Annotated in this window: 23 protein-coding genes; 10 read left to right on the top strand and 13 right to left on the bottom strand. The window is 72.0% G+C overall.

Going from position 1 to position 26,208, the window contains the following annotated elements:
- Positions 1 to 2: 2 nt before the first annotated feature.
- Positions 3 to 758, top strand: a complete 756-nt coding sequence (locus E0500_RS20020) for a dienelactone hydrolase family protein (RefSeq protein ID WP_131569602.1) — start codon at positions 3 to 5, stop codon at positions 756 to 758.
- Between the two features lie 15 nt (positions 759 to 773).
- Here the strand turns inward: E0500_RS20020 and E0500_RS20025 are convergent, their stop codons facing one another.
- Together E0500_RS20025 and E0500_RS20030 are read right to left on the bottom strand one after the other, a co-directional pair.
- Positions 774 to 1,070: a DUF6010 family protein gene (locus E0500_RS20025; RefSeq protein WP_181587064.1), complete on the bottom strand. Its 297-nt coding sequence runs from the start codon at positions 1,068 to 1,070 to the stop codon at positions 774 to 776.
- Positions 1,071 to 1,227: 157 nt separating this feature from the next.
- Positions 1,228 to 5,367: a molybdopterin-dependent oxidoreductase gene (locus E0500_RS20030; protein WP_131569604.1), complete on the bottom strand. Its 4,140-nt coding sequence runs from the start codon at positions 5,365 to 5,367 to the stop codon at positions 1,228 to 1,230.
- Between the two features lie 399 nt (positions 5,368 to 5,766).
- Between E0500_RS20030 and E0500_RS20035 the strand changes: the two genes are divergently transcribed.
- The 4 genes from E0500_RS20035 (at position 5,767) to E0500_RS20050 (ending at position 8,746) form a co-directional block, all read left to right on the top strand.
- Positions 5,767 to 6,156 carry a cell division protein SepF gene (locus E0500_RS20035; RefSeq protein ID WP_131569606.1) on the top strand — a complete coding sequence of 130 codons (390 nt, stop codon included), beginning with the start codon at positions 5,767 to 5,769 and terminating at the stop codon, positions 6,154 to 6,156.
- A 94-nt stretch (positions 6,157 to 6,250) separates the two neighbouring features.
- Positions 6,251 to 7,588 carry an ATP-binding protein gene (locus tag E0500_RS20040; RefSeq protein ID WP_399119530.1) on the top strand — a complete coding sequence of 446 codons (1,338 nt, stop codon included), beginning with the start codon at positions 6,251 to 6,253 and terminating at the stop codon, positions 7,586 to 7,588.
- 39 nt (positions 7,589 to 7,627) lie between these two features.
- The gene (locus tag E0500_RS20045) at positions 7,628 to 7,954 is read left to right on the top strand and encodes a nucleotide pyrophosphohydrolase (protein WP_131569610.1); all 327 of its coding nucleotides are present in this window, start codon (positions 7,628 to 7,630) and stop codon (positions 7,952 to 7,954) included.
- 321 nt (positions 7,955 to 8,275) lie between these two features.
- On the top strand, positions 8,276 to 8,746 hold the full coding sequence (locus E0500_RS20050; protein WP_131569612.1) for a DUF6099 family protein: 471 nt from the start codon (positions 8,276 to 8,278) through the stop codon (positions 8,744 to 8,746).
- 177 nt (positions 8,747 to 8,923) lie between these two features.
- Here the strand turns inward: E0500_RS20050 and E0500_RS20055 are convergent, their stop codons facing one another.
- Positions 8,924 to 9,103, bottom strand: a complete 180-nt coding sequence (locus tag E0500_RS20055; RefSeq protein WP_131572053.1) for a hypothetical protein — start codon at positions 9,101 to 9,103, stop codon at positions 8,924 to 8,926.
- 244 nt (positions 9,104 to 9,347) lie between these two features.
- Here E0500_RS20055 and E0500_RS20060 point away from each other — a divergent pair, with 244 nt between their 5' ends.
- Entirely contained in the window at positions 9,348 to 10,271 is a 924-nt protein-coding gene (locus E0500_RS20060) for an LLM class F420-dependent oxidoreductase (protein WP_131572054.1), read from the top strand.
- A 151-nt stretch (positions 10,272 to 10,422) separates the two neighbouring features.
- On the top strand, positions 10,423 to 11,088 hold the full coding sequence (locus E0500_RS20065; protein WP_131572055.1) for a dienelactone hydrolase family protein: 666 nt from the start codon (positions 10,423 to 10,425) through the stop codon (positions 11,086 to 11,088).
- A 25-nt stretch (positions 11,089 to 11,113) separates the two neighbouring features.
- On the opposite strand, the gene E0500_RS20070 is transcribed toward E0500_RS20065, so the two are convergent.
- The 4 genes from E0500_RS20070 to E0500_RS20085 form a co-directional block, all read right to left on the bottom strand.
- Positions 11,114 to 12,553: an FAD-dependent oxidoreductase gene (locus tag E0500_RS20070; RefSeq protein ID WP_131572056.1), complete on the bottom strand. Its 1,440-nt coding sequence runs from the start codon at positions 12,551 to 12,553 to the stop codon at positions 11,114 to 11,116.
- 52 nt (positions 12,554 to 12,605) lie between these two features.
- Positions 12,606 to 13,832, bottom strand: a complete 1,227-nt coding sequence (locus E0500_RS20075) for a polysaccharide pyruvyl transferase family protein (protein WP_131572057.1) — start codon at positions 13,830 to 13,832, stop codon at positions 12,606 to 12,608.
- Positions 13,833 to 14,250: 418 nt separating this feature from the next.
- Positions 14,251 to 14,886, bottom strand: coding sequence for an MBL fold metallo-hydrolase (locus tag E0500_RS20080; RefSeq protein WP_131570757.1), 636 nt, complete (start codon positions 14,884 to 14,886; stop codon positions 14,251 to 14,253).
- Complete coding sequence (locus E0500_RS20085; protein ID WP_131570755.1) at positions 14,883 to 16,037, bottom strand: CapA family protein; 1,155 nt, start codon at positions 16,035 to 16,037, stop codon at positions 14,883 to 14,885. Before E0500_RS20085 ends, E0500_RS20080 begins: the two co-directional genes overlap by 4 nt.
- A gap of 129 nt (positions 16,038 to 16,166) precedes the next feature.
- Here E0500_RS20085 and E0500_RS20090 point away from each other — a divergent pair, with 129 nt between their 5' ends.
- Positions 16,167 to 17,579 (top strand): RtcB family protein, encoded by a 1,413-nt coding sequence (locus tag E0500_RS20090; protein WP_131570753.1) that lies wholly within the window; start codon positions 16,167 to 16,169, stop codon positions 17,577 to 17,579.
- Between the two features lie 135 nt (positions 17,580 to 17,714).
- On the opposite strand, the gene E0500_RS20095 is transcribed toward E0500_RS20090, so the two are convergent.
- From E0500_RS20095 to E0500_RS20105, 3 genes are all read right to left on the bottom strand, one after another.
- Complete coding sequence (locus E0500_RS20095) at positions 17,715 to 18,179, bottom strand: archease (RefSeq protein ID WP_131570752.1); 465 nt, start codon at positions 18,177 to 18,179, stop codon at positions 17,715 to 17,717.
- Positions 18,169 to 18,477 carry a hypothetical protein gene (locus E0500_RS20100; protein ID WP_228023314.1) on the bottom strand — a complete coding sequence of 103 codons (309 nt, stop codon included), beginning with the start codon at positions 18,475 to 18,477 and terminating at the stop codon, positions 18,169 to 18,171. The genes E0500_RS20095 and E0500_RS20100 overlap by 11 nt, the downstream gene beginning before the upstream one ends.
- A gap of 100 nt (positions 18,478 to 18,577) precedes the next feature.
- On the bottom strand, positions 18,578 to 19,240 hold the full coding sequence (locus E0500_RS20105) for a TetR/AcrR family transcriptional regulator (protein WP_131570750.1): 663 nt from the start codon (positions 19,238 to 19,240) through the stop codon (positions 18,578 to 18,580).
- Between the two features lie 67 nt (positions 19,241 to 19,307).
- On the opposite strand from E0500_RS20105, the gene E0500_RS20110 reads away from it, so the two are divergent.
- Entirely contained in the window at positions 19,308 to 20,858 is a 1,551-nt protein-coding gene (locus E0500_RS20110) for a DHA2 family efflux MFS transporter permease subunit (protein WP_165935217.1), read from the top strand.
- Positions 20,855 to 22,336, top strand: coding sequence for an MFS transporter (locus E0500_RS20115; RefSeq protein ID WP_131570746.1), 1,482 nt, complete (start codon positions 20,855 to 20,857; stop codon positions 22,334 to 22,336). Before E0500_RS20110 ends, E0500_RS20115 begins: the two co-directional genes overlap by 4 nt.
- A gap of 192 nt (positions 22,337 to 22,528) precedes the next feature.
- Here E0500_RS20115 and E0500_RS20120 read toward each other — a convergent pair whose 3' ends face one another.
- The 3 genes from E0500_RS20120 to E0500_RS20130 form a co-directional block, all read right to left on the bottom strand.
- Positions 22,529 to 23,785, bottom strand: coding sequence for an FAD-dependent monooxygenase (locus tag E0500_RS20120; protein ID WP_131570744.1), 1,257 nt, complete (start codon positions 23,783 to 23,785; stop codon positions 22,529 to 22,531).
- Between the two features lie 450 nt (positions 23,786 to 24,235).
- Entirely contained in the window at positions 24,236 to 24,691 is a 456-nt protein-coding gene (locus E0500_RS20125) for a tellurite resistance TerB family protein (RefSeq protein ID WP_181587065.1), read from the bottom strand.
- Positions 24,692 to 24,857: 166 nt separating this feature from the next.
- Positions 24,858 to 25,886: a sporulation protein gene (locus E0500_RS20130; protein WP_131570813.1), complete on the bottom strand. Its 1,029-nt coding sequence runs from the start codon at positions 25,884 to 25,886 to the stop codon at positions 24,858 to 24,860.
- Positions 25,887 to 26,208: the final 322 nt, after the last annotated feature.

Genomic DNA, 26,208 nt, shown 5'->3' on the forward strand with positions numbered 1-26,208 from the left:
CCATGACCACTGTGCGTGGAACCTCCGTGGACATCCCCACCCCGGACGGCACCGCCGACGCCTACCTGGCCTTCCCCGACGACAACTCCCCGCACCCGGCGGTGCTGTTCTACATGGACGCCTACGGACTGCGGCCCCACCTGAAGAAGATGGCCGACCGCCTCGCCGAGGCCGGCTACACCGTCCTGGTGCCCAACGTGTTCTACCGCCACGGCCCGGCACCCGTGTTCGACCTGCCCGACTACGTCGACCCCCAGGAACACCCGAACCTCTGGGAACAGATCACCCCGGTCCTGCGGTCGCTCACGCCCGAGCTGGCGACGCGTGACGCCGGTGCCTACCTCGACCGGCTGGCAGACCGTCCGGAGGCCGCCGACGGGCCGGTCGGCGTCACCGGGTACTGCATGGGCGCCCGCCTGGCCCTGCGTACCGCCGGGGACTACCCGGAGCGGGTGGCCGCCGCGGCCTGTTTCCACGGCGGGGGCCTGGCGACCGACGCCCCCGACAGCCCGCACCTGCTGGCCGACCGCATCACCGCCGAGCTCTACTTCGGCCACGCCGACCAGGACCAGTCCATGCCACCCGAGCAGATCGACCGGCTCGACACGGCACTGACCGAGGCGGGCGTCCGCCACCGCACCGAGGTGTACGCGGGCGCTGCGCACGGTTACACCCAGGCCGACACCGCGATGTACGACGCCGAGGCATCCGAACGCCATTGGACGGCGCTGCTGTCGCTCCTGAACCGTTCCCTGTGACCACCCGGCACCCGGCTACCGCAGGAACACCAGCTGCACGGCGACCAGTACGTCCACGACGGCGCACCACTCGGCGAACGTACGGGCCACGACGCCGCGCAGCGGGGCGAGCAGCAGGTGGGCGAGGTCCCAGACACCGTGGAGGAACCAGCCCGCCGCCACCAGATGGCGTCCCAGCTCCGGATCCACCGCCAGACCGGCGAGGGCGAGGGCGCCGAGGGCGAGCGCTCCCGCGGCCTGGATCCCCAGGGTCGCCCGCCCGTGCGGGGCCCCGAACGGCACTCCGCCGCGCCGGGCGCGGTTCGCAACCACCTCTCCGCCGCGATGTCCGAGCTGGGCGCCTCCACCCTCCCCCACGCTCAGCTTCGCTCGCGCGGGGGACCCCCATCGCCGCGGCCCACCACGCATGGCAGCAGGGGTGGATCCAAGGCCCTTCCGACGTATCTCCGCGACGAGTGCCGGCAACGGCTCAGTACACGTCCCGCACGTACCGCTTGTCCGCCGCCAGCTGCTTCACATACGCGGCGGCCTCGTCCTCGCTCATCCCGCCGTGCGTGACCACGATGTCCCGCAGCGCCCGGTCCACGTCCTTGGCCATACGGGAGGCGTCGCCGCACACGTAGAAGCGGGCGCCGTCCTGGAGCCAGTGCCAGAGCTCGGGGCCGTGCGCGCGCATCCGGTCCTGGACGTAGACCTTGGCGCGCTGGTCGCGGGAGAACGCGGTGTCGAGCCGGGCGAGGACGCCCTGCTGAAGGAAACCCGTCAGCTCGTCCTCGTAGTAGTAGTCCGTCGCCCGGTGCTGTTCGCCGAAGAACAGCCAGTTCGGCGCCCGGTGGCCGAGCGCGCGCCGCTCCTGGAGGAAGCCGATGAAGGGGGCCACCCCGGTGCCGGGACCGACCATGATCATGGGGGTCGACGGGTCCGCCGGAGGCCGGAACTGGGGGGAGCGCTGTACGGAGACCGGGACCTCCATGTCCGGCTCGCCGTCCGCGAGGAAGGGCGAGCAGACCCCGCCGCGCGGGCGCCCGTGCAGGTTCTCGTACCGCACCACCGACACCGTCAGTGAGATGTGGTGCGGGTCGACGAGCGGGCTCGACGAGATGGAGTACTGGCGAGGCTGGAGTCGCTTGAACACGTCGGCCCACTCCTGCGCACCGGCGCGCACGGCGTACTCGGCGACCACGTCCACGGCCTGCCGTCCCCAGGACCACTGGGCGAGGCCGTCCTTGTTGTCGGGGCGCAGCAGCTTCTTCAACTCACGGTTGTCGCGGGCGCGTTCGGAGACGAACCGGAGCAGGCCTGCGGTGATGCGCGTGATGTCGAGGTGCCGGTGCAGGGCCTCCGCGAAGGGGACCTCGCCGACTCCGTTCACCTGTACGGCCGTCGAGCCGTCCATGCCGGTCACCGCCAGCCATTCCGCCACGAGGCCCGGGGAGTTGACGGGACGTACGCTCAGCGCGTCGCCCGCCTCGTACGTCAGGGGCGTGCCGCTCGTGTCCAAGGTGAACCGGCGTACCTCCTTGCGCGCGCCGGGTAGGCTGAGCAGCCGGTTGCCGACCAGGCGGGCGGTGGTGGGCGCCGGCTTGGCGGACCGGGCCGGATCAGCGGCGGGAGCGGGAGCGGGAGCGGGATCAGCGGCCGGGGTGTCCGTCCGTGTGCCCAGGGCCGTGAGTACCTGGTCGAACCAGGCGTCCGCCGACGGCTCGTAGTCCGGTTCGCAGTCCGTACGGGGCGCGAGGCGCACTCCGCCCAGCTCGTCCAGCCGCTCGTCCAGCCGGCGGCCGTGGCCGCAGAAGTCGTCGTACGAGGAGTCCCCGAAGGCCAGCACGGCGTAGCGCACACCGTCGAGGCGTGGGGCCTCCTGGGCGGACAGGGCGTGCCAGAAGCCCGAGCCGTTGTCGGGCGCGTCCCCGTCGCCGAAGGTGCTGGTGATCAGCAACAGGTCGGCGGAACGCGGGAGTTGACCCGGGTCGGTGTCGTCCATGCCGACGAGCCGGGGCCGGAGCCCGGTGGCGGCCAGCCGCTCGGCGGCGGCCACCGCGAACTCCTCGGCGTTGCCGGTCTGCGAGGCCCACAGCACGACGATCTCCCGGCCGGCGGGCTCGGCGGACGGGGCGGCCGGGGGCGCGGACGCCGACCTGGAGTACATCCCGGCCAGGACACCGTTGACCCACAGGGCGTGCTCGGGGCTGAAGGGCGCGTCCGGCGGCAGGACGGGGACACCGGAGAGGGGAGTGCCGGAGCCGAGTCCGGCCAGGAAGCCGGTGAGGTACTGGCGTTCCTGCGCGGACAGGACGGGTGGCGGCGAGGGATCGAGGCCGAAGGGGTTCGCGCCGGGGGTGACCGCCGTCGGCACGACCGCCCGAGGGGTCGCCGACTCGACGGGAGCCGACCCGACGGGAGTCGACCCGACGGGAGTCGACCCGACGGGAGTCGACCCGACGGGTGCGGGTGCGGGAGCCGCCACCTTCGTCAGCGACACCGCGCACACCTTCAACTCCGGCTGGAACGACAGCGGATCGACCGCGTCGCTCGTCACCGCGTTGATGCTCAGATACTCCCCGAACAGGTCGTTCCAGTGGAACGGCGCGAAGCAACAGCCCGGCCGCACCCGGTCCGTCACGACGGCGGGCAGGACGGCCCGCCCGCGCCGCGAGGCCACCTCGACACCGTCGCCGTCCTCGATGCCCAGCTCGGCGGCATCCCGCGGATGCAGCTCCACGAACGGCCCGGGGTTCAGCTTGTTGAGCCTGTCGACCCGGCCCGTCTTCGTCAGCGTGTGCCACTGGTGCTGAAGCCGGCCGGTGTTGAGCACGAACGGATAGTCGTCGTCCGGCATCTCGGCGGGTTCCATGTGCGGCCGCGCGTGGAACACGGCCCGCCCGCTCGCCGTGGGGAACACCGGGGCACCGCTCTCCACGTACCGAATGGGGTTGCGGTCCGGCCCGTCCTCCGTGGGGGCCGGCCACTGCACGGAGGTCGAGCGCAGCCGCTCGTACGTCACTCCGCGCAGGTCCCAGCCGGTCTTCGGGTTCCAGGCCTGCTTGATCTCCTCGAAGACCTGCTCGGCGCTGTCGTACGAGAACCCCTTCTCGTACCCCATCTCACGGGCGACCGCCGCGATCAGCCTCCAGTCGGCCATGGCCTCGCCGGGCGGGTCGGCGGCGGGCCGGGCGAGGGTGAGGTTGCGTTCGCTGTTGATGAGGACGCCCTCGGTCTCCGTCCACATCGCGCCCGGCAGGACGACGTCCGCGTACGCGTTGGTCTCGGTGTCGGCGAACACGTCCTGTGTGACGACGAACTCGGCGGCCTCCAGGCCCTCGATCACGGTTCTGCGGTTGGCCACCGAGGCGACCGGGTTGGTGCAGATGATCCAGCAGGCCTTGATCTCGCCGTCCGCCATCTTCTGGAACATCTCGACAGTGCCCTGCCCGACCCCGTCCTTCCTGAGCGTGTCCGGCGCCAGCCCCCACAGCTCCTCGACGAACGCCCGCTCCTCGTCGACGAGTACGGACCGCTGTCCCGGCAACCCCGGCCCCATGTAGCCCATCTCGCGCCCGCCCATGGCGTTGGGCTGCCCGGTGAGGGAGAACGGCCCGCTGCCGGGCCGGCAGATCGCGCCGGTCGCGAGGTGCAGATTGACCAGGGCGTTGGTGTTCCAGGTGCCGTGCGTGGACTGGTTGAGGCCCATGGTCCAGCAACTGGTCCACTCGGCCGCCTCACCGATGAGCCGCGCGGCCCGGCGTATGTCCTCCTCCGGAAGGCCCGTGATCCCGGCGACGGCGTCCGGCGCGTAGTCGGCGAGGAACCCGGGCATCGCCTCCCAGCCCTCGGTGTGCGCGGCGATGAACGCGGAGTCCGTGTGCCCGTTCTCGTGCAGCAGGTGCAGCAGACCGTTGAGCAGGGCGAGGTCGGTGCCGGGACGTATCGGCAGGTACAGGTCGGCCTTCTCCGCGGTCGCCGTGCGCCGCGGGTCGACCACGATCAGCTTGGCGCCCGCCTTGACCCGCTCCATCATCCGCAGGAACAGGATGGGGTGGCAGTCGGCCATGTTCGAGCCGATGACGAGGAAGAGGTCCGCCCGGTCGAGGTCCTGGTACGAACCGGGCGGCCCGTCGGCGCCGAGCGACAGTTTGTATCCCGTGCCCGCGCTCGCCATGCACAGCCGGGAGTTCGACTCGATCTGGTTCGTCCGCATGAAGCCCTTGGCGAGCTTGTTCGCCAGGTACTGCGCCTCCAGGCTCATCTGACCGGAGACGTAGAGAGCGACGGCGTCGGGACCGTGCTCGTCGATGATCGCGCGCAGCCGCCGAGCGGTTTCGGCCACGGCGTCGTGCACCGGCGCGGGGACCGGCTCGTCGCCGCGGTCCTCCCGGACCAGCGCGGTGGTCAGCCGTCCCGGCGCGGCCAGCATGTCGGCCGTCGTCGCGCCCTTGGTGCAGAGCCTGCCGGAGTTCGCGGGGTGGGACTTGTCCCCGGACGCCTTGAGGACAGTACGCCGTCCGTCCGGGCCCATGCCGATGTCCAGGACCATTCCGCACCCGACACCGCAGTACGAGCACACGGTCCGCACCTGCTGGGCGGTGCCCTGCGGGCCCTGTGCGGCCACGGGCGGCCCCTTCCTGGTCGGCGACTGAGCGGTCTGAGCGGTCTGAGCGGAGTCATCGGTCTGATCGGTATGCCCGATCGGTGATCGGTGATCGGTGATCGGTGATCGGTGATCGGTGATGATCCGTTCGGTGTTGGATACGGATCTCGGCCCTCGATCGTTGTCCGGTGCGGTCGAGCGTACGAATTGCCCGTTACGCCTGTGTCACATGACCTGATCATGAAGGGTTACGCGGGCCACACAGCGTCCGTGCGGCCACTGTGAGGGGTTGGGGAGTGACGTATTCCGGCCGTTGTGCGCTTGGGGGCGTAGCGGTCCGTGTCGCTATTGGGCCGAACGGGTGACCATGCGTAAGAATTGACTGGTGCAGACATTGAGTGCGAGCCAGGGGGAGGTCCGGTGAACAGTCACGATGTCACCGACGAGCAGTGGGAAGGGCTCGCCCAGGTCGTGCCGTTGCGGGGCCGGGACGCATGGCCGTCCGCGGTCGGCCACCGCGCGATACCCGAGGCCGAGACGGAGGCGCGGCGCCGCTTCGTGGTGCTGCGGGTCAACGTGTTCGCGGACGCCCGCGACGTCGCCGAGACGCTGATGGCGGGGATCCCGGTGCTGCTGGACCTCTCCAGCGCCGAGGCCGAGGTCGCCAAGCGGGTGCTGGACTTCAGTACGGGGGTCGTATTCGGCCTGGCGAGCGGGATGCACCGGGTCGACCGGAACGTGTTCCTCCTCACGCCGCCGGGGACCGAGGTGCGGGGGCTCATGGAGGGTGCCGGGGTTCCCGGAGTGTGACGCGGGGTCGGCGGATCGTGCGCGCTCCCCCGATCGTAGGAAGGTCACCGGGGCGGAACGGTTCGTCCGGGCGGCGGGTGGCTACCGTCCGTGCGTGATCATGCCGCCTCAGTCATCATCTGTGCAGTCGACATCTGCGCAGTCATCGCCTGCTCAGTCGTCACCGGCTCTGCCGCCGTCGGCGCTGTCATCGCCCGCTCCGGTGCCGCCCGCCCCGGTGTCAGCCGGTCTCGTGCCGCCGGATTCCGTGCCGCCTGATTCCGCCGCGAGTGGGCCCGCCGTCGCCGTTCCGCCGGGAGAGGGAGCGCGCTCGGAGCGGCCCGGTGTCACCGAATTACGGCTCTCCGCCTTCGCCGGGCACCGGAGCGCCGCGTTCCCGCTGGGGCCGGTGACCCTCCTCGCCGGGAGCAGCGGCAGCGGCAAGTCCACGGCTCTGCGGGCGTACGAGGCGCTGGCCCGGCTCGGTGGCGGGGCCGGGCTGGGGGAGGTGTTCCCGGACCCGGTCGCGTGCGTGCCCGAGCGGGCCCGGCCCGACGCCCAGCGCCGGCGCGGCTTCCGCATCGGCTGCACGGCCGACGGCCCCGAAGGGCCCGTACGGCTCGACGTCGCGGTCCAGGCCGAGCCCGAACTGCGCATCGTGGGCGAGCGGTTGACGTCCGGTGGACAGGTCCTGCTGGAGACGGCCCTGCGTGACCCGAGCCGCCCCGTCGTCCAGGCGGCCTGGCACACGGCGGGCTCGGCGCCGGTCACCCGCGGCCCCCTCCCCGACGACCGCCTCGGCACCGCTCTGCTGCCCCTGCGCGTCGCCGGCAGGACCGAGGGCCAGCGCCGGGTGCTCGCCGCCGCCGAGCAGACGGTCGTCGCCCTGCGGTCCGTGTTCGCCTGCGATCCGCAGCCGGAACCCATGCGTGCCGCGGTGCGGCTCGGTGCGGGCCGGCTGCTGCGCGGCTGCGGCAACCTCGCCGAGGTGCTGTGGCGTACGCGCACGGAGTGCGGGCGGCGGCACGTACAGCTCGTCGCGGCGGCCCACGCCGGGTGCGCGGGCCCGGTCGCGGACCTGCTGGCGCAGCCGCTGGACGACAGGAGGGTACGGGCCCTGCTGGACCGGGGTGACGGGGTGCGAACACCGCTGGGCCTGCTCGGCGACGGGGAGTTGAGGTACCTGGCGCTGGCCCTGGTGCTGATGACGGGCCCCGGGGTCCTGGAGGTCGACCCGGTGGGTGAGGTGCCCGCGGCGCTCCAGTCGCTGACCGTCCTCGCCGACGGCTTCGACCGCGCCCTCGACGCCAGGCAGGCGGGAGAGCTGGCCCGGCTCGCGGTGCGCATGGGGGCGCGCGGGCACATCCGGCTGGTGGGGGCGGTCAGCGACGCGTCGTGGGCCGCGGGCGTGGCCGGGGTGACCGTGGTGGACCTGGACGCGTGCGGGAGGTGATCCGGAAGCGACGAGGGGCCGGGTGATAGACCTGCATCCGTGAACGAACTGGATGTGGCGGGCCTGCAGCGACGGCTCGCAGACTTCGCGGCCGCCCGCGACTGGCAGCAGTACCACACCCCGAAGAACCTCGTCGCCGCGCTCAGCGTCGAGGCGTCCGAACTCGTCGAGATCTTCCAGTGGTTGACTCCGGAGGAGTCGGCGCGCGTGATGGACGACGCCGACACCGCCCACCGTGTCACCGACGAAGTCGCCGACGTGCTCGCGTACTTGCTCCAGCTCTGCGAGGTGCTCGGCATCGACCCGTTGGCCGCGCTGGACGCGAAGATCGACCGCAACGAGCGGAGGTTCCCGCCGCGGGGCTAGACGGGCGCCGGGGAGACAGGCGCCAGGGAGACGGGCGCCGGGGAGACGGGTGCTGGGGGACGGATGGAGGGGAACCCGGGGCCCGGGAGTCGCCCTGAGTGTCTGTCAGGGCCTCCAGCAGGGGAGGAACCGATTCCAATGGGAACCCGTCAATCCGTTTGTCACTCTCCGGAGTTGTCGAGTTGTCCACAGCCAATTGATTGTCCACAGATTTCGGGCTTCCTCTGGCTTTTCGTCCCACATGCCTTCACTCTGGGTAGTGAACAGCGGAGTTCGGGCGGACGTGCGAAGAGCGCGTCAAGACAGACGGGGACGGTTCGCATGGACGCGATGCGGCTCATCCTGGCGAGCAGGCGTGCCCTGGTGGGAAGCGAGGAGGAGCGGGAGATCATGACGGAGGCGTGGCAGGCACAGGCCCTGGCCCAGGCGATCGGCAGCCGGCTGGCGGTGTCGGGCCCGCCCGAACTGCGGGGTGAGGCACTGGGCCTGACCGAGCTGGCCGGCAGGGGCTGCGGGGTCCTCGGCGCACCGCAGCTGCCCGTGGAGGCCTTACGCGCCTCCCAGCTCACCGAGTTGGGCGACGCTCACCAGGCCCTCGTCACTCTCGGCGGCCTCCTCGGCGAGGTCGGCATAGCGCTCGTCGGCATCGCCTCCGCGGCGGACGACGAGACGACGTACTGGCAGTGCATGGAGGCCATCGACGCGGCCGAGGAGTCCCGCGACCGGGTCCGGGAGATGCTGCGCCGCCTCGCGGTCAGGGAACAGGCGGTCCCGGACCGCGAGGCAGGCTGAGCTCGGGTGCGGGTGCGGGTGCGGGTGCGGGTGCGGGTGCGGGTGCGGGTGCGGGTGCGGCCGTGGTCGTGGTCGTGGTCGCCCCACGGCAAACGCCCGGCCGTCGCGGGGCCGGGCGTCGCAGATGAAGGAGGAGTCGGGCGGGGGAGGCGCCAGGTGCAGGCGGGGGAGGAGGAGTCAAGCAGCGTCGGGGCCGTCCGTTGAGGTGGGGCGAGGGCCGGAGAGGTCCGCGTCGAGCTGAGACAGATCGGCGTTGAGGGCCGCCATCAGCTCCTCCATCTGCTGGAGCAGCCCTTTGGGCTGTGCGGGCACGGCCTGATCCGGTTCGGCCTGATCCGGCACGGCTTCCTGGGACATCAAGGCCTCCTCGGCCCTCGGCCCCCGGGCGCGGGGGCGCGTTGAGCAGGCGTCCCGGCAGCGGCCGCCGGCGACGGGTGCCGGGCGGTCCGGCTCCGCCCACGCCAACGATCACTGCTCGGGCGGGTCACTGAGCGGTCCCGCGCGTTTGCGTCCGGTTGACGGAATTTCACCCGACCGGGACGGCGGGGTGCGGAGGGGACCGATGGGGTTGACCCGTGTTCGAGCGTGCAGGATGGGGAACATGGATCTCCGCATCTTCACCGAGCCCCAGCAGGGGGCGACCTACGACACCCTTCTCAGCGTTGCCAAGGCCACCGAGGATCTTGGTTTCGACGCGTTTTTCCGTTCCGACCACTATCTCCGCATGGGCTCCGTGGACGGCCTGCCCGGACCCACCGACGCCTGGATCACTCTTGCCGGACTCGCCCGCGAGACCAAGCGCATCCGGCTCGGCACCCTGATGACCGCCGGCACCTTCCGCCTGCCGGGTGTCCTCGCCATCCAGGTCGCACAGGTCGACCAGATGTCGGGCGGACGCGTTGAACTCGGCCTGGGCGCGGGCTGGTTCGAGGAGGAGCACAAGGCGTACGGCATTCCCTTCCCGAAGGAGAAGTTCGCCCGTCTTGAGGAGCAGCTCGCCATCGTCACCGGGCTGTGGGCGACGGAGGTCGGCAAGACCTTCAGCTACGAGGGCGACTACTACCAGCTGACCGACTCGCCCGCGCTGCCCAAGCCCGCGCAGGCCAAGGTGCCCGTGCTCATCGGTGGGCACGGTGCAAGCCGTACGCCCCGCCTCGCCGGGCAGTACGCCGACGAGTTCAACATGCCGTTCGCCTCGATCGAGGACAGCGAGCGGCAGTTCGGGCGGGTGCGCGCGGCGGCCGAGGAGGCCGGACGCCGGGGCGACGACCTGGTGTACTCGAACGCGCTGGTCGTCTGCGTCGGCAGGGACGACGCCGAAGTCGCCCGCCGCGCCGCCGCGATCGGCCGAGAGGCCGACGAGCTCAAGACCAACGGGCTCGCCGGATCCCCGGCCGAGGTCGTCGACAAGATCGGCCGCTACCAGGCCGTCGGCTCCCAGCGGATCTACCTCCAGGTCCTCGACCTCGACGACCTCGACCACCTGGAGCTGATCTCCGCGCAGGTGCAGTCGCAGTTGTCGTAACCACGCCAAGCCCGGTGCGCCCCGCACCCTCAAGGGGCCGAAGGCCTCGGGGGGCGCGGGGCTGTGACGACGTGCGGGACGTGGGTACGCGATGGGGAGAACCCGGAACATCGATCCGCGGGGTCGGCCGACCTGGGAAGAAGGGATACCGATGATCTCCGAGATGGTTCTGGTGCCCACCGACGGCGCGACGCTGCCGGGCGACCTGATCGTGCCGGAGCGGGCCCGGGCCGTGGTGCTGTTCGCGCATGGCAGCGGCAGCTCCCGGCACAGTCCGCGCAACCGGATGGTGGCCGCGGAGCTGCGGGCCGCGGGACTGGGCACCCTGTTGATGGATCTGCTCAACGACCGGGAGGAGCGCGTCGACGCCGTGACGGGCGAGCACCGCTTCGACATCCCGTTCCTGGGCCGCCGTCTGGTGGCCGCGATCGACTGGATGGACACGCAGCTCGACACTCGGGGGCTCCCGGTCGTCCTCTTCGGTGCCAGCACCGGCGCGGCCGCGGCCCTGGTCGCCGCCGCCGAGCGCCCGGACCGCGTGCTGACCGTCGTGTCGCGGGGCGGCCGGCCCGACCTGGCCGAGGACGCCCTGGAGGCCGTACGGGTGCCGGTGCTGCTGATCGTCGGCGGCGACGACGAGGTGGTGCTGCGGCTCAACGAGGAGGCGGCCGGGCGGCTGCGCGGCCCGCACTCGCTGCACATCGTGCCCGGGGCCACCCACCTGTTCGAAGAACCCGGTGCGCTGGAAGAGGTCGCCGTCGCCGCCCGGCAGTGGTGCGTCGAGCGGCTGAAGTCCCCGCAGCGCGGAGTGGGATAGCCGGAGGGCGCGCCCCCTGCCCCCCTCAGTCGGGTACCGGCATCCCGGTGTGCAGCCGGGCGCCCTGCCTGAGCAGTTCCTGCTGGACGAGAAGGGCGGGCACGTCCCGCGGAGCGCGTCCCTCGTGGACGGACAGCGCGGCGCATGCGCCGGCCGCCTGGCCGGTCGCCATGGCGATGGGCATCACCCGGTACGAGGAGTGCGCCACGTGCGTACCGGAGATGCAGCGGCCGGCCACCAGCAGTCGGTCGGCGCCCCGGGGCAGCAGGCAGCGCAACGGGATGTCGTAGAAACGGCCGGCCGGCACCCGCCTGAGGAGGGTGCCGGTGCCCTCCGGGTTGTGGATGTCGACCGGGTAGGCGCCGTGCGCGATCACGTCCGGGAAGGACCGGGCGGCCAGGACGTCGTGTCCTGTCAGCTGGTAGTCGCCGACGACACGGCGGGTCTCGCGGACGCCGATGTGGGTGCCGCTCTGCACGACGTAGGAGTCCTCGAAGCCCGGCACGTGCGTGCGCAGGAAGTGGTCGATCTGCTCCATCTGCCGGCGGGCGGTGTACTCGGCCCGGGTGAGGTCCCACACGTTGATGCCGAGCACTTTGGTCATGCGGGTGCTGTTGACGCTGACCTCGGACGGATGCGGGGTGGCGAAGAACAGCACGTCCTCGCGCGGCAGCTGCAGCTCGCCGTCCGCCGTGGCCTCCTTCACGAGGTCCCACAGCCCGTGCACGCCGCGCCACTGGTCCGGGTGCGCGCGCACGTACTCGGCGAACCGATCCGGCAGGAACTGTGCGACGCGGAACATCAGGGTCATCGGCTGCACCAGCCCGTCCTCCGGGCGCCCGATCTCGTAGTGCGCCCCGCACGCGGCCGCGACGTCACCGTCGCCGGTGCCGTCCACCACCACCCCGGCGTCGATCACGACCGGCCCGGACTTGGTCTCGAAGACCACCCGCCAGCCGTCCTCCAGGGGCAGCGCGGCCGAGGCGAAGGAATGGAACAGCATCCGCACGCCCGCCTCGTCCATCAGGTCGAGCAGGACCAGTTTGAAGATCTCCGGGTCGAACGGCACGGTGTACCCGGTCTTCAGGGACGGCGGGACGCAGCCGCCGCGTGCCGTGAGCCGGTCCAGCAGCCGCCACAGGACACCCGCGACGACCGGTTCGCCCTCGCCGTGGTCGGTGGGCAGCAGCCGGGTGATGTCCCCGGACTCGGTGAACGCCGCCTGCTTGTGCTCGTTGTGGAACGACATCAGCGGCATGACGAGCGCCGCGGTCGCGTTGCCGCCGAGAAACCCGTGGCGTTCGACGAGCACGACATCGGCGCCCGCGTCGGCTGCGGCGATCGCGGCGGCGCACCCGGCGGGCCCGCCGCCCACCACCAGGACGCCGGTACGGCCCCCGTGCCGGGCGGGCCGCGGCGGCAGCGTGACGGTACGGGGCTCTCGGGGCTCTTCCAGGATCGGCATCGGGGTCCTCCGCGGGCTGGGCCCTGGTGGGTCCGGTCCACATCCGGGCAGGTCACGCGCTCAGCGGGCGGACCTCTGACGCATGGGGCGGCGACTGCTGCGCTTCCGCGCACCGAGCCGCCTCGATGTCGTCGAGCAGGTTCCCGCACCGGACGCAGGTCTCCTCGGCGAGCGTGCGCAGCTCCCGCACCCGGGACTGCAGTACCGCACGGCGCTGCGGATACTCGTCCCAGAGCCGGTCCACCTCCGCCAGCAGCAGCCCGGCCTGCTCCCGCGCCACCCCCACCAGCGCCGGCGCCCCGATCCGGCGCGCGAAGTCGAAGACCTTGCCGGAGTACGGCAGCGGCAGCACCGGCAGCCCGGACAGCGCGGCGAAGATCACGAAGTGCAGGCGCATACCGACGGCCAGGTCCAGGTGGCGCATAAATCCGAGGAGCTGTCCCGGACTGTAGGTCCCGTGCAGGATCCGCCCCTTGTCCGGGGCCGTCATATGGGACAGCACGGCGTGGGCGTGCCGCACGTCGTGGCGCTCCATCGGCAGGAACACCACGTGTGCGTCCAGGCGCCGCACGAGGAAGTCGGCGACGTCGGCGAGCAGCGCGTGGTAGCCGCCCTCGTCCAGGTTCTCCGCCGCCCGGCCCGGCTCCCGCACGGACATCCCCACCAGCCGGGCGCCGGCGGGTATGCCCTCGTCGCTCATCATCCGGTCGGTGAACGTCTCCGATGCCAGCAGCAGCGCGGGATCCGCGGTGACGACGATCTCCCGCTCGACGCCGACCTCCTCCAGGACGAGCCGGGACTCCTCGTCCCGCACCACGACGTCGTCCATCTCCGCGAGGACGGTGCGCACCGCCTCCCGGTCGTCCGGCTCCCGCAGCGGGCCGGCACCGACCGCGTAGGCGAACGTGCGCACGCCGCGTTCCTGCGCCGCCCGCACCAGCCGCAGATAGCGGCGTGCCTCACCGTCGAAGAGGATGCCGCCGCCGCCCAGCACCAGCAGGTCCAGCCCGGTCAGCGCGTCCAGCACGTGGTTGCGGCTGACGCCCTCCCAGTCGACCACCTCGTCGGCGTCGTGGTGGTGGACACGCGTGTGGGCGGCGTTCCGGCTGAAGACGACGAGCCGGGCCTCGGGGCGCTGGGCGCGCAGACAGCCCAGTAGGCAGGTCAGGATGGACTCGTCGCCCATGTTGAAGCCGCCGTACGAGCCGAGCAGGCCGATGCGTGGGCGGGCGGGCGTGCCCGACGCGCCGGGGAGTGGCTCCGGTGGGGCAGTGTTCATCCGTTGGGCTCCCGTCACGTCGGAGTCGAGTCGGCCGGGGAGTGGATTGGGGGAGGGGATCGGGGAGTGGAAGCGAGTGGTGGTGGGGGAGCGCCGTGCCGCGGGGCGCGCTTCGGCGTGGTGCGCCGGATCACCGGGCGGCGCGCGTCGGTCGCCCGCGGCCCCGTTCGTATGTCCGTCCGCATCTCAGCGTGGCCCAGCTCGCCCCGACGAGCGAGTGGGAACCCTCACCGCACCACGCCCGCGCACCGCATCGCCGACCGCGCCTACCCGCTCCCACCTGCGGAAACGTATGGCGATCGACGGCGATGCCGGGCGCCCCGGCCGTCGGCGATCCGGTGACCCGGGCGCTGGTGAAGCTCACCGAGCAGGTCGGCGGAGCCCAGGAAGCGGGTGGGGCTCAGCAAGCAAGTGGGGCTCAGCAAGCAGGTGCAGCGAAGCCCAGTGAGTAGGTGCGGCCCTCGACACCCCACTCGCCGAACGGCGGCCGCGCCCCGGCGTCGATCGCGCGCAGCGTGGGCCGTCCGATATGGGCCAGCACCAGCCGCCGCACCCCGAGCCGTACGGCCTGGTCCGCGACGCTTCGCACGCTCGCGTGGCCTCCGACGCCGCCCCGGAACCGTATCGGCCGGTCCCAGGCGGCGGCCTCGGCGAACATGAGGTCCGCGCCCGCGGCCCACTCGGGGAACTCCCAGAACTCCGGCGCCCACACCGCGACCGGCCCGCCCGTCTCGATGCGGTAGCCGTACGCGGGATGCGACGTGTGCTGCACGGGCAGGCAGCGCACCCGGACGGTGCCGGGCCCCAGTTCCAGGTCACCGGCCCGGATCCGGACGCCCCGCGTGCTCGCGCTCCGGCGCAGCGCGGACCGCAGCTCCGCCTGCTCGTCGGTGACCAGCCAGCCGGCGAGCCGCCCCGGCGGCGGTTCCGCGCCCGGCCCGCCGTCGAAGGCGACGCGCTGCCGGGCGCAGCGCAGCAGCAGCCCCGCGGGCGCGAAGCGCGGCGAGTTCATCGCGCCCACGCCGAGCAGGGTCAGCCGCAACCGGAGGTTCATCCGCCGCCCGCCTGTCCGGGCCCGTCGACTGTTCCGGACGTGGTCGTGGGATGCGCCAGCGCCAGCGTGCCGTCGGAGGACAGGGTGATCCGGACGCCGTCGCTGATGCGGTCGAGGGTCGCCCGCAGCCAGGCGCGGTCCTCGTCCGGTGCGGGCTCCAGCCGCATCCGCCGGGCCTGAAGGGGCACGATCCGCAGGCCGGTGAGCCGCCCCGTGTCCGCGGCCACGGAGACGAGGTGGACGAGCCGGAGGTCGTCGCGGTACTCCTCGTACCCGCCGATGCCCTCGTAGTCGTCGATGAAGTCGCCGCAGCCGTGCAGGATCAGCCGGTCGTGGTACACCTCCAGGCGCCGAGGGTGGTGCGAGGAGTGACCGTGGACGACGTCGACGCCGCCGTCCACCAGGGTGTGCGCGAAGCGGAGCTGTTCCCGGGAGATCCGGTATCCCCAGTTGGAGCCCCAGTGCACGGACACGACCGTGATGTCCCCCGGACGTTTGGCCTGCCGCACGTGCCGGACCACGGCGGCGGCCGTGGTCGCCGACAGATCGGGCACGTACGCGACACCGGGCGATTCCGCGGTCGCCGCCCAGTCCGGCGGGATGCCGCTGCACCGCGCCCCCAGGGCGAACACCAGCACCCGTCCCCTGCCCGCGACGGGCACCGCCGCGGGTGCGTACGCCTCGTCGGCGTCCCGTCCGGCACCCACCACGCGCAGGCCCGCGCGGGCCAGCGAGTCGAGCGTCTCCGTCAGGCCCGGGCGGCCGAAGTCCAGCACGTGGTTGTTGGCCAGGACGCACACGTCGGGCCGGGCCACCGTCAGCGCGGGCAGGTTCGCCGGGTGCATCCGGTAGTGGACCGCCTTGCCGTGCGCGAACGCGTCACGCCGCGTCACGGACGTCTCCAGGTTCACGATCCGGGCGTCCGGGGCGGCCTGCTCCAGCACGCGCAGTGCCTCGCCCCACGGCCAGGAAGGGTCGACCGGGGCGGGGATCGGGCCGCTCTCCGACTCCGCGAGCCGGACGTACTCCCGGGCGTCCGCGACGTAGTCCTCCCGCAGTGCCGGATCACCGGGGTGCGCCAGGATCTGGTCGACACCGCGCCCGAGCATCACATCGCCGCACAGGAACAGCGTCACCACGTCGCCGCCCATGTCCCCACAGTAAGGCGACGCCGGGACGATTCACCCATGCCCGTTTCCGTATCCGGTAGGGCGGCACCGGCACGGGTACCGAGGACAGGGCAGAGGCCACGTGAGCGATGGGTGCCGCGGGAGGTCGCGATGGAACTGGTCGAGGAGCGGCCCTGGCGCTTCCGCATCGAACGCCGGGGGCCGATGCGGGTGCCCGGCGTGGTGTTCGCCTCCCGGGACCTCCTCGGCGACGCCGAACAGTCGCTGAAGCAGGTCGTCAACGTGGCCACCCTGCCCGGCATCGTCGGTGCCTCGTACGCCATGCCGGACATCCACTGGGGCTACGGCTTCCCCATCGGCGGGGTGGCCGCGACCGATGTGGACGAGGGCGGTGTCGTCTCGCCCGGTGGGGTCGGTTTCGACATCTCCTGCGGGGTGCGGCTGCTGGTCGCCGACATCGACCGGCGGGCGCTGCGCTCCGCACTGCCCGCCGTCATGGACGGTCTGGACCGGGCGATCCCGCGCGGCGCGGGACCCGGCGGTGTGTGGCGGCCGTCGGGCCACGGGCAACTGGAACGGATCCTTGAGGGCGGCTCCCGGTACGCCGTTGCCGAGGGATACGGCGAGGACCACGACCTGGTCCGATGCGAGGACGGCGGCGCGGTCGCCGACGCCGATGTGACCCAGGTCGGCGAGCGGGCCCGGGAACGGGGCATACGGCAGGTCGGCAGCCTCGGGTCCGCCAACCACTTCCTGGAGGTGCAGCGGGTCGCCGAGGTGTACGACGAGACGGCCGCCGCCGCGTTCGGGCTGGCCCTCGACCAGGTGTGCGTGATGATCCACTGCGGTTCGCGCGGCCTCGGCCACCAGATCTGCACCGACCACGTCAAGGCGATGGACCGCGCCATGGCCCGGTACGGCATCACCGTGCCCGACCGGCAGCTGGCCTGCACCCCCGTGGACTCGCCGGAGGGGCGCGCCTATCTGGGCGCGATGGCCGCGGCAGCGAACTTCGGGCGCGCGAACCGCCAGGTCCTGTCCGACGCGGCCCGCCGGGTCTTCCGTGGCGCCGCGGGCGCCCGTCTGACGCTGGTGTACGACGTGTCCCACAACCTCGCCAAGATCGAGACCCACGAGGTGGACGGGACGCGGCGCCGGCTGTGCGTGCACCGCAAGGGCGCCACCCGCGCCTTCCCGCCCGGGCACCCCGACCTGCCCGAGGACGTGCGGGCGGTCGGCCAGCCCGTCCTGATCCCCGGCACCATGGGCACGGCCTCGTACGTGCTCGCGGGCGTGCCCGGCGGGGGCGCCTTCTTCTCCACCTGCCACGGTGCGGGCCGCGTGTGGAGCCGCCACCGGGCCGCGCGTGCCGTCGTCGGCCGGGAACTGGGGGCCCGTCTGGAAGGGGACGGCATCGCGGTACGGCCACGGTCCTGGCGAGGCCTGGCCGAGGAGGCCCCGGAGGCGTACAAGGACGTGAGCGCGGTGGTGGCGGCCAGCGAACGGGCCGGGCTGTGCCGCACGGTGGCGCGACTGGTCCCGCTGGGCGTGGTCAAGGGCTGAGGAGCCGTATTCCTCGCGGCGCACTACTCCTTAGCGGCGCACTACTCCGTAGCGGCGCAACCCTCCTTAGCGGCGCACTCCTTCTTGGACGCCTCGCGCGCCTCTTTGTCTCCCCGTCCCCGTGTCTCACGTGCCTCAGGCATCGATCGTCACCGCGCACGACCAGCCGTACGGGCCCGGCCCGATGTGCAGTTCGTGCCATGAGACGGCCTTCGGCGCGGCGCCGGTGATCTCCACCGCTGTCAGGTCGGCGACGGCCAGCCGTACGTCGAGACCGTCGTCGGCTTCGTCGGCCGTGTCCACCTCGACGTCCACGGGCACCCTGCCGTGCACCTCCAGCCGGAAGAGGACCTCGTCCAGGAGCGCGGCCAGCAGGTCGTCGTCGCTGTCCTCGGCCAGCCGGACGCGCTCCACTGCGGTGGGCCGCACCGCGGAGACGTCGGCGAAGCACTCGACCATGCCCAGCACGGCCTCCGCCAGACAGCGCTCCCGGCTCGCTCCCCAGGCTTCGACGCGGATGTCGGCGGTGTGCGGCACCGTGCGGTGGCCGGCGATGCCCTGCCGCCGTGCCTCCACGTCGTCGTCCGGATCACCGACCATGGTCGTCGCCGGTCCCCTCGCCGTGGAGCGGGGCGGTGTCGTACGTACCGTCGGACCCCCGCGGTCTGCGGTGCCGGGGGTGTGCCGCTCCGCTCCCTGCCAGCGCCAGGGCGAGGCCCAGACAGAAGATGAGAGCCAGGGCGAGGCCCGAGCAGAAGATCGCGAGGGAGTTCATGGTGGCGATGTACTGGCCGAACATCGTCACGGTGTACTCGGGGCCACCGGACAGGTTGTAGGCGATCACCAGGCCGGTGAAGGCGCCCGAGGCCACGAGGAGGAGCAGTCCGATGATCAGCATCCTGGTCATCTCCTCAGAAGGGTGCGTGAGCGGCGAGTACCCAGAAACGTGAGCAGCGAGCACCCGGAAAACCCTGCCTGTGGCCGTCGCCTTCGACTGCTCAGCGTGTGGGGTCGGGGCCGGCCGGAGCGTAGTGGTGCAGGAACATCTCCACGCCCTGCGAGATCAGCCGGTCGGTGAGATCCGCGTCGAGTTCGGTGCCGTACGTGCTGAAGACCATGTGGGGATACAGCAGCAGTGAGTAGAGCTGGATGATCGCCACCTCCATGTCCGGGATGGCGAGTCGGCCCTTGGCCACGAGTTGCTCAAGGGCGCCGGCGACTGCCGGGTGATGGCGGCCGGGGGCCTGATGCTGCCAGGCGGTGCCGAGGCCGGGGAAGCGGTGGAGTTCGCGGGCGACCAGGTTGCGCATGGCGAGGACGTCGGGGTTGTCACGGACGCCCGCGACCCAGGCACGGGCGGCGTCGGTGAGGGCGGTGTGCAGGTCGTCCGCGTCGGCGAGCTGATCGATGGCGGCCACGAGGGTCCCGCTGAGCGGGGCGTCCAGTGCGCCGGCGATGGCGGCGGTGAACAGGGCCTCCTTGCTGCCGAAGTGGTTGTAGACGGTCACCTTGGACACGCCCGCCCGGGCAGCGATGAGGTCCATTCCGGCAGAGAAGCCCTCCTGGAGGAAGGTCTCGCGTGCGGCTGTGATGATCGCCGCCCGCTTCTGCTCGGCTCGCGCTCCGGACGGGGGGCGCTTGACAGGGGCCGCTTGATCCATAACTCCAGCATAGGGCAACTGAACTGTACGGTTGAGTTCGGTTCATATGAACTGTACGGTTCAGTTCATGAGTGTTCCTGCCCGCACATCCGCAGAAGTCGCCGCCCTGCCGCCGCGCAGGCGGTGGCTGACCCTGGCCGTACTCGGCGTGAGCCTCTTGGTGGTCGGGCTCGACGCCACGGTCCTGAACGTCGCGCTGCCCACGCTCGTCCGCGAACTCGGCGCATCCGCCGGACAGTTGCAGTGGATCGTCGACATCTACGCGCTGCTGGCGGGCGCGCTGATGCTGTTCTGCGGCGGGCTCGCCGACCGCCTCGGCCGCAAGCGGGTCTTCCTCGCCGGGCTCGTGCTGTTCACGGGGGCCTCGGTGGCCGCCGCCTATGCCGGGTCGGTCACCCAGCTGATCGTGGCGCGGGGTGCGATGGGCATCGGCGAGGCGCTGATCATGCCCGCCACCCTTGCGATCATCGGCAGCGTCTTCACGGACCCGGCCGAGCGCACCAAAGCCATCGGTATCTGGTCGGCGGCCGTCGGTGCCGGCACGGTCATCGGGCCGATGCTCGGAGGCTGGCTCCTCGACCGCTTCTGGTGGGGCTCGGTCTTCCTGGTGAATCTGCCCGTCGGAGTCGCAGGTCTGGTCGCCGCCGTCCTCCTGGTCCCCGCTGCGCCGGCCACGCGAGGGCGTCGGCTGGATCCCCTGGGGGCCTCGATGTCCGTCGCGGGGCCGGCCCTGCTCCTGTGGGCGCTCATCGAGGGGCCGTCGGACGGGTGGACCGATCCGGTGGTACTCGGTGCGTTCACCGCGGCCGTCGTGCTCATCGTCGCCTTTGTACGGTGGGAGTCGCGTGCCCCCGGTCCACTGCTTCCCCTGGAGATCTTCCGCCACCGAGGGCTTGCCGTTGGCGCGGTGCTGATCCTGCTCGCGGCCTTCGCGATGATCGGGACGCTCTTCGCTCTCGTTCAGCATCTGCAGTTCAACCTCGGTTACACGGCCGCGCAGACCGGCTGGCGGCTGGGGCCGATGGCGCTGGGGCTCCTGGTGGCCGGGCCACTGGCAGGGGCGCTCGCACAGCGCCTCGGGCCGCGGTACGTCGCGGCCACCGGACTCGCGCTGGTGGCCGCCGCGTTGACCGTGTTCGCCACGACCGGCCCGGGAGACGGCTACGGGCGGGTCCTGGTCGTCATCGTGCTGTTGGGTGCGGGCGCGGGGTTCGTCATCACCGTCACCTCGGACTCCATCGTGGGCTCGCTTCCGGAGCGGGATCTGGGTGTGGGGTCGGCGACCAACAGCACCGCCATTCAGTTCGGCGCCGCCCTCGGGGTCGCGGTCACCGGCAGCCTGCTGGCCGGTCGGTACCGCAGCGAGATCGGCCGGAGCGGCTTGGGCGCGGGCGAGAAAGCCGCCGCACACGACTCCCTCGGCGCGGCGCTCTCCGTCGCCGAACGACTCCCCGCACAGGCGGGAGCCGCGGTCGCCCGTACCGCGCGCGACGCGTTCACCGCGGGGCTCGGGCCGGCCATGTTCACCGGGGCCGCGATCGCCACGGCGGGTGTCGTCATCGCCCTCGCCTTCGCACCACGCCGTATCCACTCCGACGACTCGGGAGATCCGTCATGAGCCACACACCGGAAGCAGCGCACCCCGATCCCCACCCGCACGGGTCCGGCAGCTCGGCCGAACACCCGTACCGGTGGCGAGTGCTGGCCCTGCTCTGCCTCGCCCAGTTCATGCTGATCGCGGACGTGACCGTCATCAACGTCGCGCTCCCGACCATCGGCGAGGACCTGGGTCTCGACGGCTCGGGGCTCACGTGGGTCGTCACCGCCTACACCCTGTTCTTCGGCAGTCTGCTGCTGCTCGGCGGACGTCTCGCCGACGCCGTCGGCAAGCTCCGCGCCTTCCTCGCGGGGCTGACGGTGTTCACCGCCGCGTCCGTGGCCTCCGGGCTGGCGGCGGGCGGCGGGATGCTGATCGCCGCCCGCTCGGCACAGGGCGTCGGCGCGGCGCTGATGTCGCCGGCCGCGCTGGCTCTTGTCACGGCCCTGTTCCGCGGGCCCGACCGCAACAAGGCCCTCGGCGTCTGGGCCGCGATCGGTGGTGCCGGATCCGCCGTGGGCGTACTGCTCGGCGGAGTGTTCGTCTCCGGGCCCGGATGGGAGTGGGTGTTCTTCATCAACGTGCCGGTGGGGCTGGTCGCGCTCTTCGGCGTCCCGGCCCTGCTCGGCAACTCCCCTGATCCGGCGGCCCCTTCGGGCCTGGCCGGTTCGCTCGACCTCGCGGGCGCGCTCACCCTCACAGCCGCGCCCGGCCTGCTCGTCTACGGGTCGGTACAGGCCCGCGACCAAGGCTTCGGCGCTCCGGGAGCCTGGCTGCCGCTGATCGGCGCCGTGTTGTCGGCGGTCGCCTTCGTGGCGGTCGAACGGCGGGTGCCCGAGCCGCTCGTCCGCCTGGCGATCTTCGCGCGGCGCTCGCTCGTCGGTGGCAGTGCGGTCATGCTGGCCGCCTCCGGACTGCTCATCGCGAGCTTCTTCCTGAGCTCGTTCTACGTCCAGCATGTCCTGGGGTTCAGCGCGTTGAAGACGGGGCTCGTCTTCCTGCCGGTGGCCGTGGCCATCACGCTCGGGGCGCATGCCGCCTCCCACCTCGTGGTACGGCTGGGCTGGCGCCCGGTGGGTTCCGTCGCCTTCGCGCTGACCGCTGTCGGCGCTGCCCTGCTGACCCGCCTGGACGCGGACAGCGGCGTATGGACGGATCTTGTTCCCGGGTTCACGCTGTTGGCGCTCGCACTCGGTACCGCCTTCGTCTGCGCCACCACGGCCGCGATGAACGGCCTGCCGCACCAGGACATGGGGCTGGCCTCCGGCCTGGTCAGTACGGCGCACGAGCTCGGCGCGGCGCTCGGCGTCGCCGTCATCTCGACCATCGCGGGGGCGAGCCTGGAGGGCGGTGGTGCGGGCGCGGCGGCGGGGACCGGCGGCTTCGACAACGCCTTCACCGCGTGCGCGATCATCGCCGCCGTGGTCGCCGCCCTCGGCGTACCGCTGTTGCCGACGGGGCGCCCGGACCCGGCGCAGGGCCCGGTCACGGCACACTGACGCCGCGACACCTCTGGTGCGCGAGAGCCCGGTCGTCCACTGCCTGCCGTGCCGAGATCGGTGGCCGGTGCGGTGGCCGAGACCTGCTCCCGCGCTCGTCGTGATCGTGTCCGGACCGTGCGCCGACGGCCGGGGACGAGACGTCGTGTGGGAGGCGGCCGGTGGCGAGCCGGACCCGCTCGCGTCGGGGCGTCAGTCCGGGTGGGTGATGTTCTCCCCGGGCTCCCCGGGACCGCCGGAGGCGGTGTCCGTGCCGGTGCCCGGGGCGGGGCGGCCGTCGGCACCCTCGTCCAGGGCGCCGGCGGCCCAGGCCGTCGCCTGGGGCAGGAACCCGTGCTCGGCCGCGTATGCCGCCATGCGGGCGTTCCGCGCCTGGGCCTCGGGCCCGTCCGGCAGGTGGTAGTCGTGGCCCGCCCGTGCGGAACTGGCCTGGATGCTCGTGGCGGTCGCGAGCCGCCGGCGTACGTACCGGTCGAGCGCGTCGGGTACCCCGTCCGGTGTCGCACCGGCGAGGACGTCGCCGAGCACGGCCGCGTCCTGCATCGCCTGCGCCGCCCCCTGGGCCTGGAACGGCACCATCGCGTGGGCACTGTCGCCGAGCAGGGTCACCCGCCCGATGTTCCACCGAGTGAGCGGGGTGCGCGTGTAGATGCCGTAGCGGAGCACCTGACCCGCGTGTTCCAGCAGGCTGAGCACCCGGGAGTCCCACCCGTCGAACTCGCGCAGCTGTTCTCCCGGCTCCGCCTGAGCGGTCCACGACTCCTGTGCCGCCTCCGCGCCGACCACGCCCACGATGTTGAGCAGTTCCCCGCGACGCACCCAGTAGTGGACGAAGTGCCGGCCGGGTCCGAGCCAGATGGCGAAGTCCGGCAGGTCCAGATCGGTGACCTTGTCGGCCGGGAGCAGCGCCCGATAGGCGACGGTCTTCGAGAAGACCGCCTCATCCGCGCCGAAGAGCCACTGTCGGACCGCCGACCGCACCCCGTCCGCGGCCACGACCAGGTCCGCGCCCAGCCGCTCGCCGCTCGCCGTCGTCACGTAGGCGGACTCGTCGTCCTGGTCGATGCCCACGACAGTGGTGTTCAGGCGCACCGACCGGGGCGGCACCGCGGAGGCCAGGGCATGGTGCAGATCGGCCCGGTGGGCCTGCAGGTAGGGCGCCCCGAACGCGTCCTCGGCCGCGCGCCCCAGCGTGTAGCGGCAGATCTCGGCACCGTTGGACCAGGTGCGGAAGCCCCAGTGGGAGGGGCGGGTGGCCTGTGCGGCGACCGCGTCGAGCACGTCCAGCCGACGCAGTACGCGCGTGGCGTTGGGCGCGAGCTGGATCCCGGCACCGATCTCGGTGAACCGCGGCGCCTGCTCGACCAGTGTGACCTCGTGGCCGGCGCGGAGCAGGCACAGCGTCGCCGACAGCCCCCCGATGCCCGCCCCCACGACGATCGCCCTCATGCCGCGACCCTACGTCGACGCGGGCGCGCGGCCGTCTCATGACCGGCGACCCGGCCGAACACGAGCGTGTCGGCCGGCCCGGGCGTCGCGGGCCCGTCATCGGCGTCGTACAGGCCGCTCGCGGACGCGCGGCGCGCGAACCGTAACCGCGCCCTTCTCATCGTGCTCGAAGCCATCGGCCGCCCTCATCCGTATCCGCTCCCGGGCAGCCCGCCGACTCGGCCGGACACCCCCCCCTTGCGTATACCGCACAGACATTGCATACCGCCCACATGGGCCGATGTCACCCTCGACATCACGCCGAAAGGCCGACAGGCGTTCCGCCCCGTGACGCGGCGTCATGACGGCACCGCCGCCAACACGCGTGCCGAAACAGGCGTGCCGGGCCGTTGTGGTGGGCGGCCCGGCGTGGGTGTTGCGGGGTGGTCGGAGGTGGGATGGGTGGGGTGGTCAGAGGTCGAACTCGTGGGGCGGCAGGTCGAGGGTGAAGCAGGCTTCGCGGACGACGGCTTGTTCGGTTTTGTCGAAGTCGCCGTCGGCGCCGCCGATGACGATGCCGATCTGGATGACGGCGCGGGCTTCGGCGGGCTTCTTCTTGGCCTTGGCGATTTCCTGCAGGACGCTGACCTTGCCGAAGTCGAAGTCGGCGGTGAGTTTGTCGAGGTTGTCCTCGAAGCGGCGGCGCAGGTCCATGGCGTCGAAGTTCTGGAGGACGTCGTTGGTGGCGATGAGCTGGGCGACGCGTTGGCGTTCGGAGGGGTCGATGGTGCCGTCGGCGGCTGCGACGAGGGCGCACATGGCCATGCTGGCGTCGCGGAAGGCGCCGCTCTTGAGGTCGTTCTTCTTCGCGTTGAGCTGCGTCTGCATTGTCGACGCGGATTCCTTGATGCGGTCCCACAGGGCCATGCCAGCTCCGTACGTGTCTCGGGGTGAGTGCAGACCGGGGTCGGGCTGATGCAGACCAGGCCACGGTCTTCTACATTGATGTAGAAGTTACCAGCAGGGGGCGGAGGACCAGGTCTCTCCGCCCCCTGCGTGCGAGTCCTTCACCGCTTTGCCGGTGGTCTCGCGGTCAGCTGTCCTCGCCCTCGTCCTCGTCGTCGCCCTCGAAGAAGTCGCCCACCTCGTCGACGACTTCGGCGGCGACCATGCCGCCGACGACACCGACGGCGAGTCCGGCGGCACCGGCGGCGATCACGGTGCCCATGCCGGGGCCGGAGCGGTGGCCGTCGTGGTGGCCGTCGTGGTGCTTGTCGGGCCCGTGCCCGTATCCGTGCCCGTGTGCGTAGGGGTCCTGATGCCCGTACGGGGCGTGGGAGCCGTACGACGCCCGGTGCTCGACGAGCTGGCGGATCCAGCCGTCGACCAGGGCGTTCCAGTCTTGGTGGGCGACCGCGTCGTGGGAGACGGTGAAGCGGGTGAGCGCGTCGTGGCCCTGGGAGAACAGGCCTCCTCGTTTGTCGGCCTCCAGGACGATGTCCATGCCGGCCGGGCCCGCGAGGAAGGTCACCTCGATCTCGCTGATCTGGTGGGCGTACTGCGGAGAGGGGTTGAGCTCGATCTCCTGGTAGAAGGGCAGCTGCTGGCCGGTGCCGCCGATGTGCCCGTATTCCAGGTCGGCGGACTTGAAGCCGAAGCCGAGCCGGCCGAGCGCTTCGAGGACGGCCTCCTGGACGGGCAGCGGGCCCACGGTCAGCTGGTCGAGGTCGCCCTTGTCCTTGGCGCCGGCCACGGCCAGCTCGGTGCGGACGCCGAGCACGATGCCCAGGGGCTGGCCGTACAGCTCGGTGATCGGGGTCTCCCACGGCAGCATCACGGTGAACGGGATGCTGTGCAGCTGGCCCGCGGCGAGCCGGAAGCCGCCTGCGACGGTGAAGCGGTCGAAGGTGACGACGCCCTCGCTCTCGCCGTCCCCGTGCTCTGCCTCGACCCGCGCCACCAGCTCCAGGGTGATGTGCTCGATGTCGAAGTCGGCGTCACCGCCCTTGAGGTGGACCTGGCCGGTCAGGGCGCCACCGGGCAGGGCCGCGCCGGGGTTGAGAACCGTGTCGACCGTGGGTCCGCCCACGCCGAGCGAGCCGAGCAGCCGTTTGAACACCATCGCGGCGTTCACTCCTTACGTGCGTCTGTCCTGTCGGGGTGTGCCGTGTTCCGGAAGATCGCGGCACGGGGAACAACCGGGAACACCCGGCCGTTCGCTACAAACGTGTAGAAGCATAGGCGTGGGCGGGCTCGCCGGCGGGTAAGTCCCGGACCCCGACCTGGAAAAGTCCGAAAACTGGCCCACTGCAAGGGCTGCCAGGGGCTTGACCAAGGAGCTTTGCTCTCCCTTTACCATAAGGGGGAGAGTGTCCACACTCTCCCCACCGCGGGTCGACCCGACCCGCCGAACCGAGAAGGAGCCACGGTCCCGCCATGGGTGA

The organism is Streptomyces sp. KM273126, from assembly GCF_004337435.2.
In the GTDB taxonomy this organism is placed as follows: Bacteria; Actinomycetota; Actinomycetes; order Streptomycetales; family Streptomycetaceae; genus Streptomyces; species Streptomyces acidicola.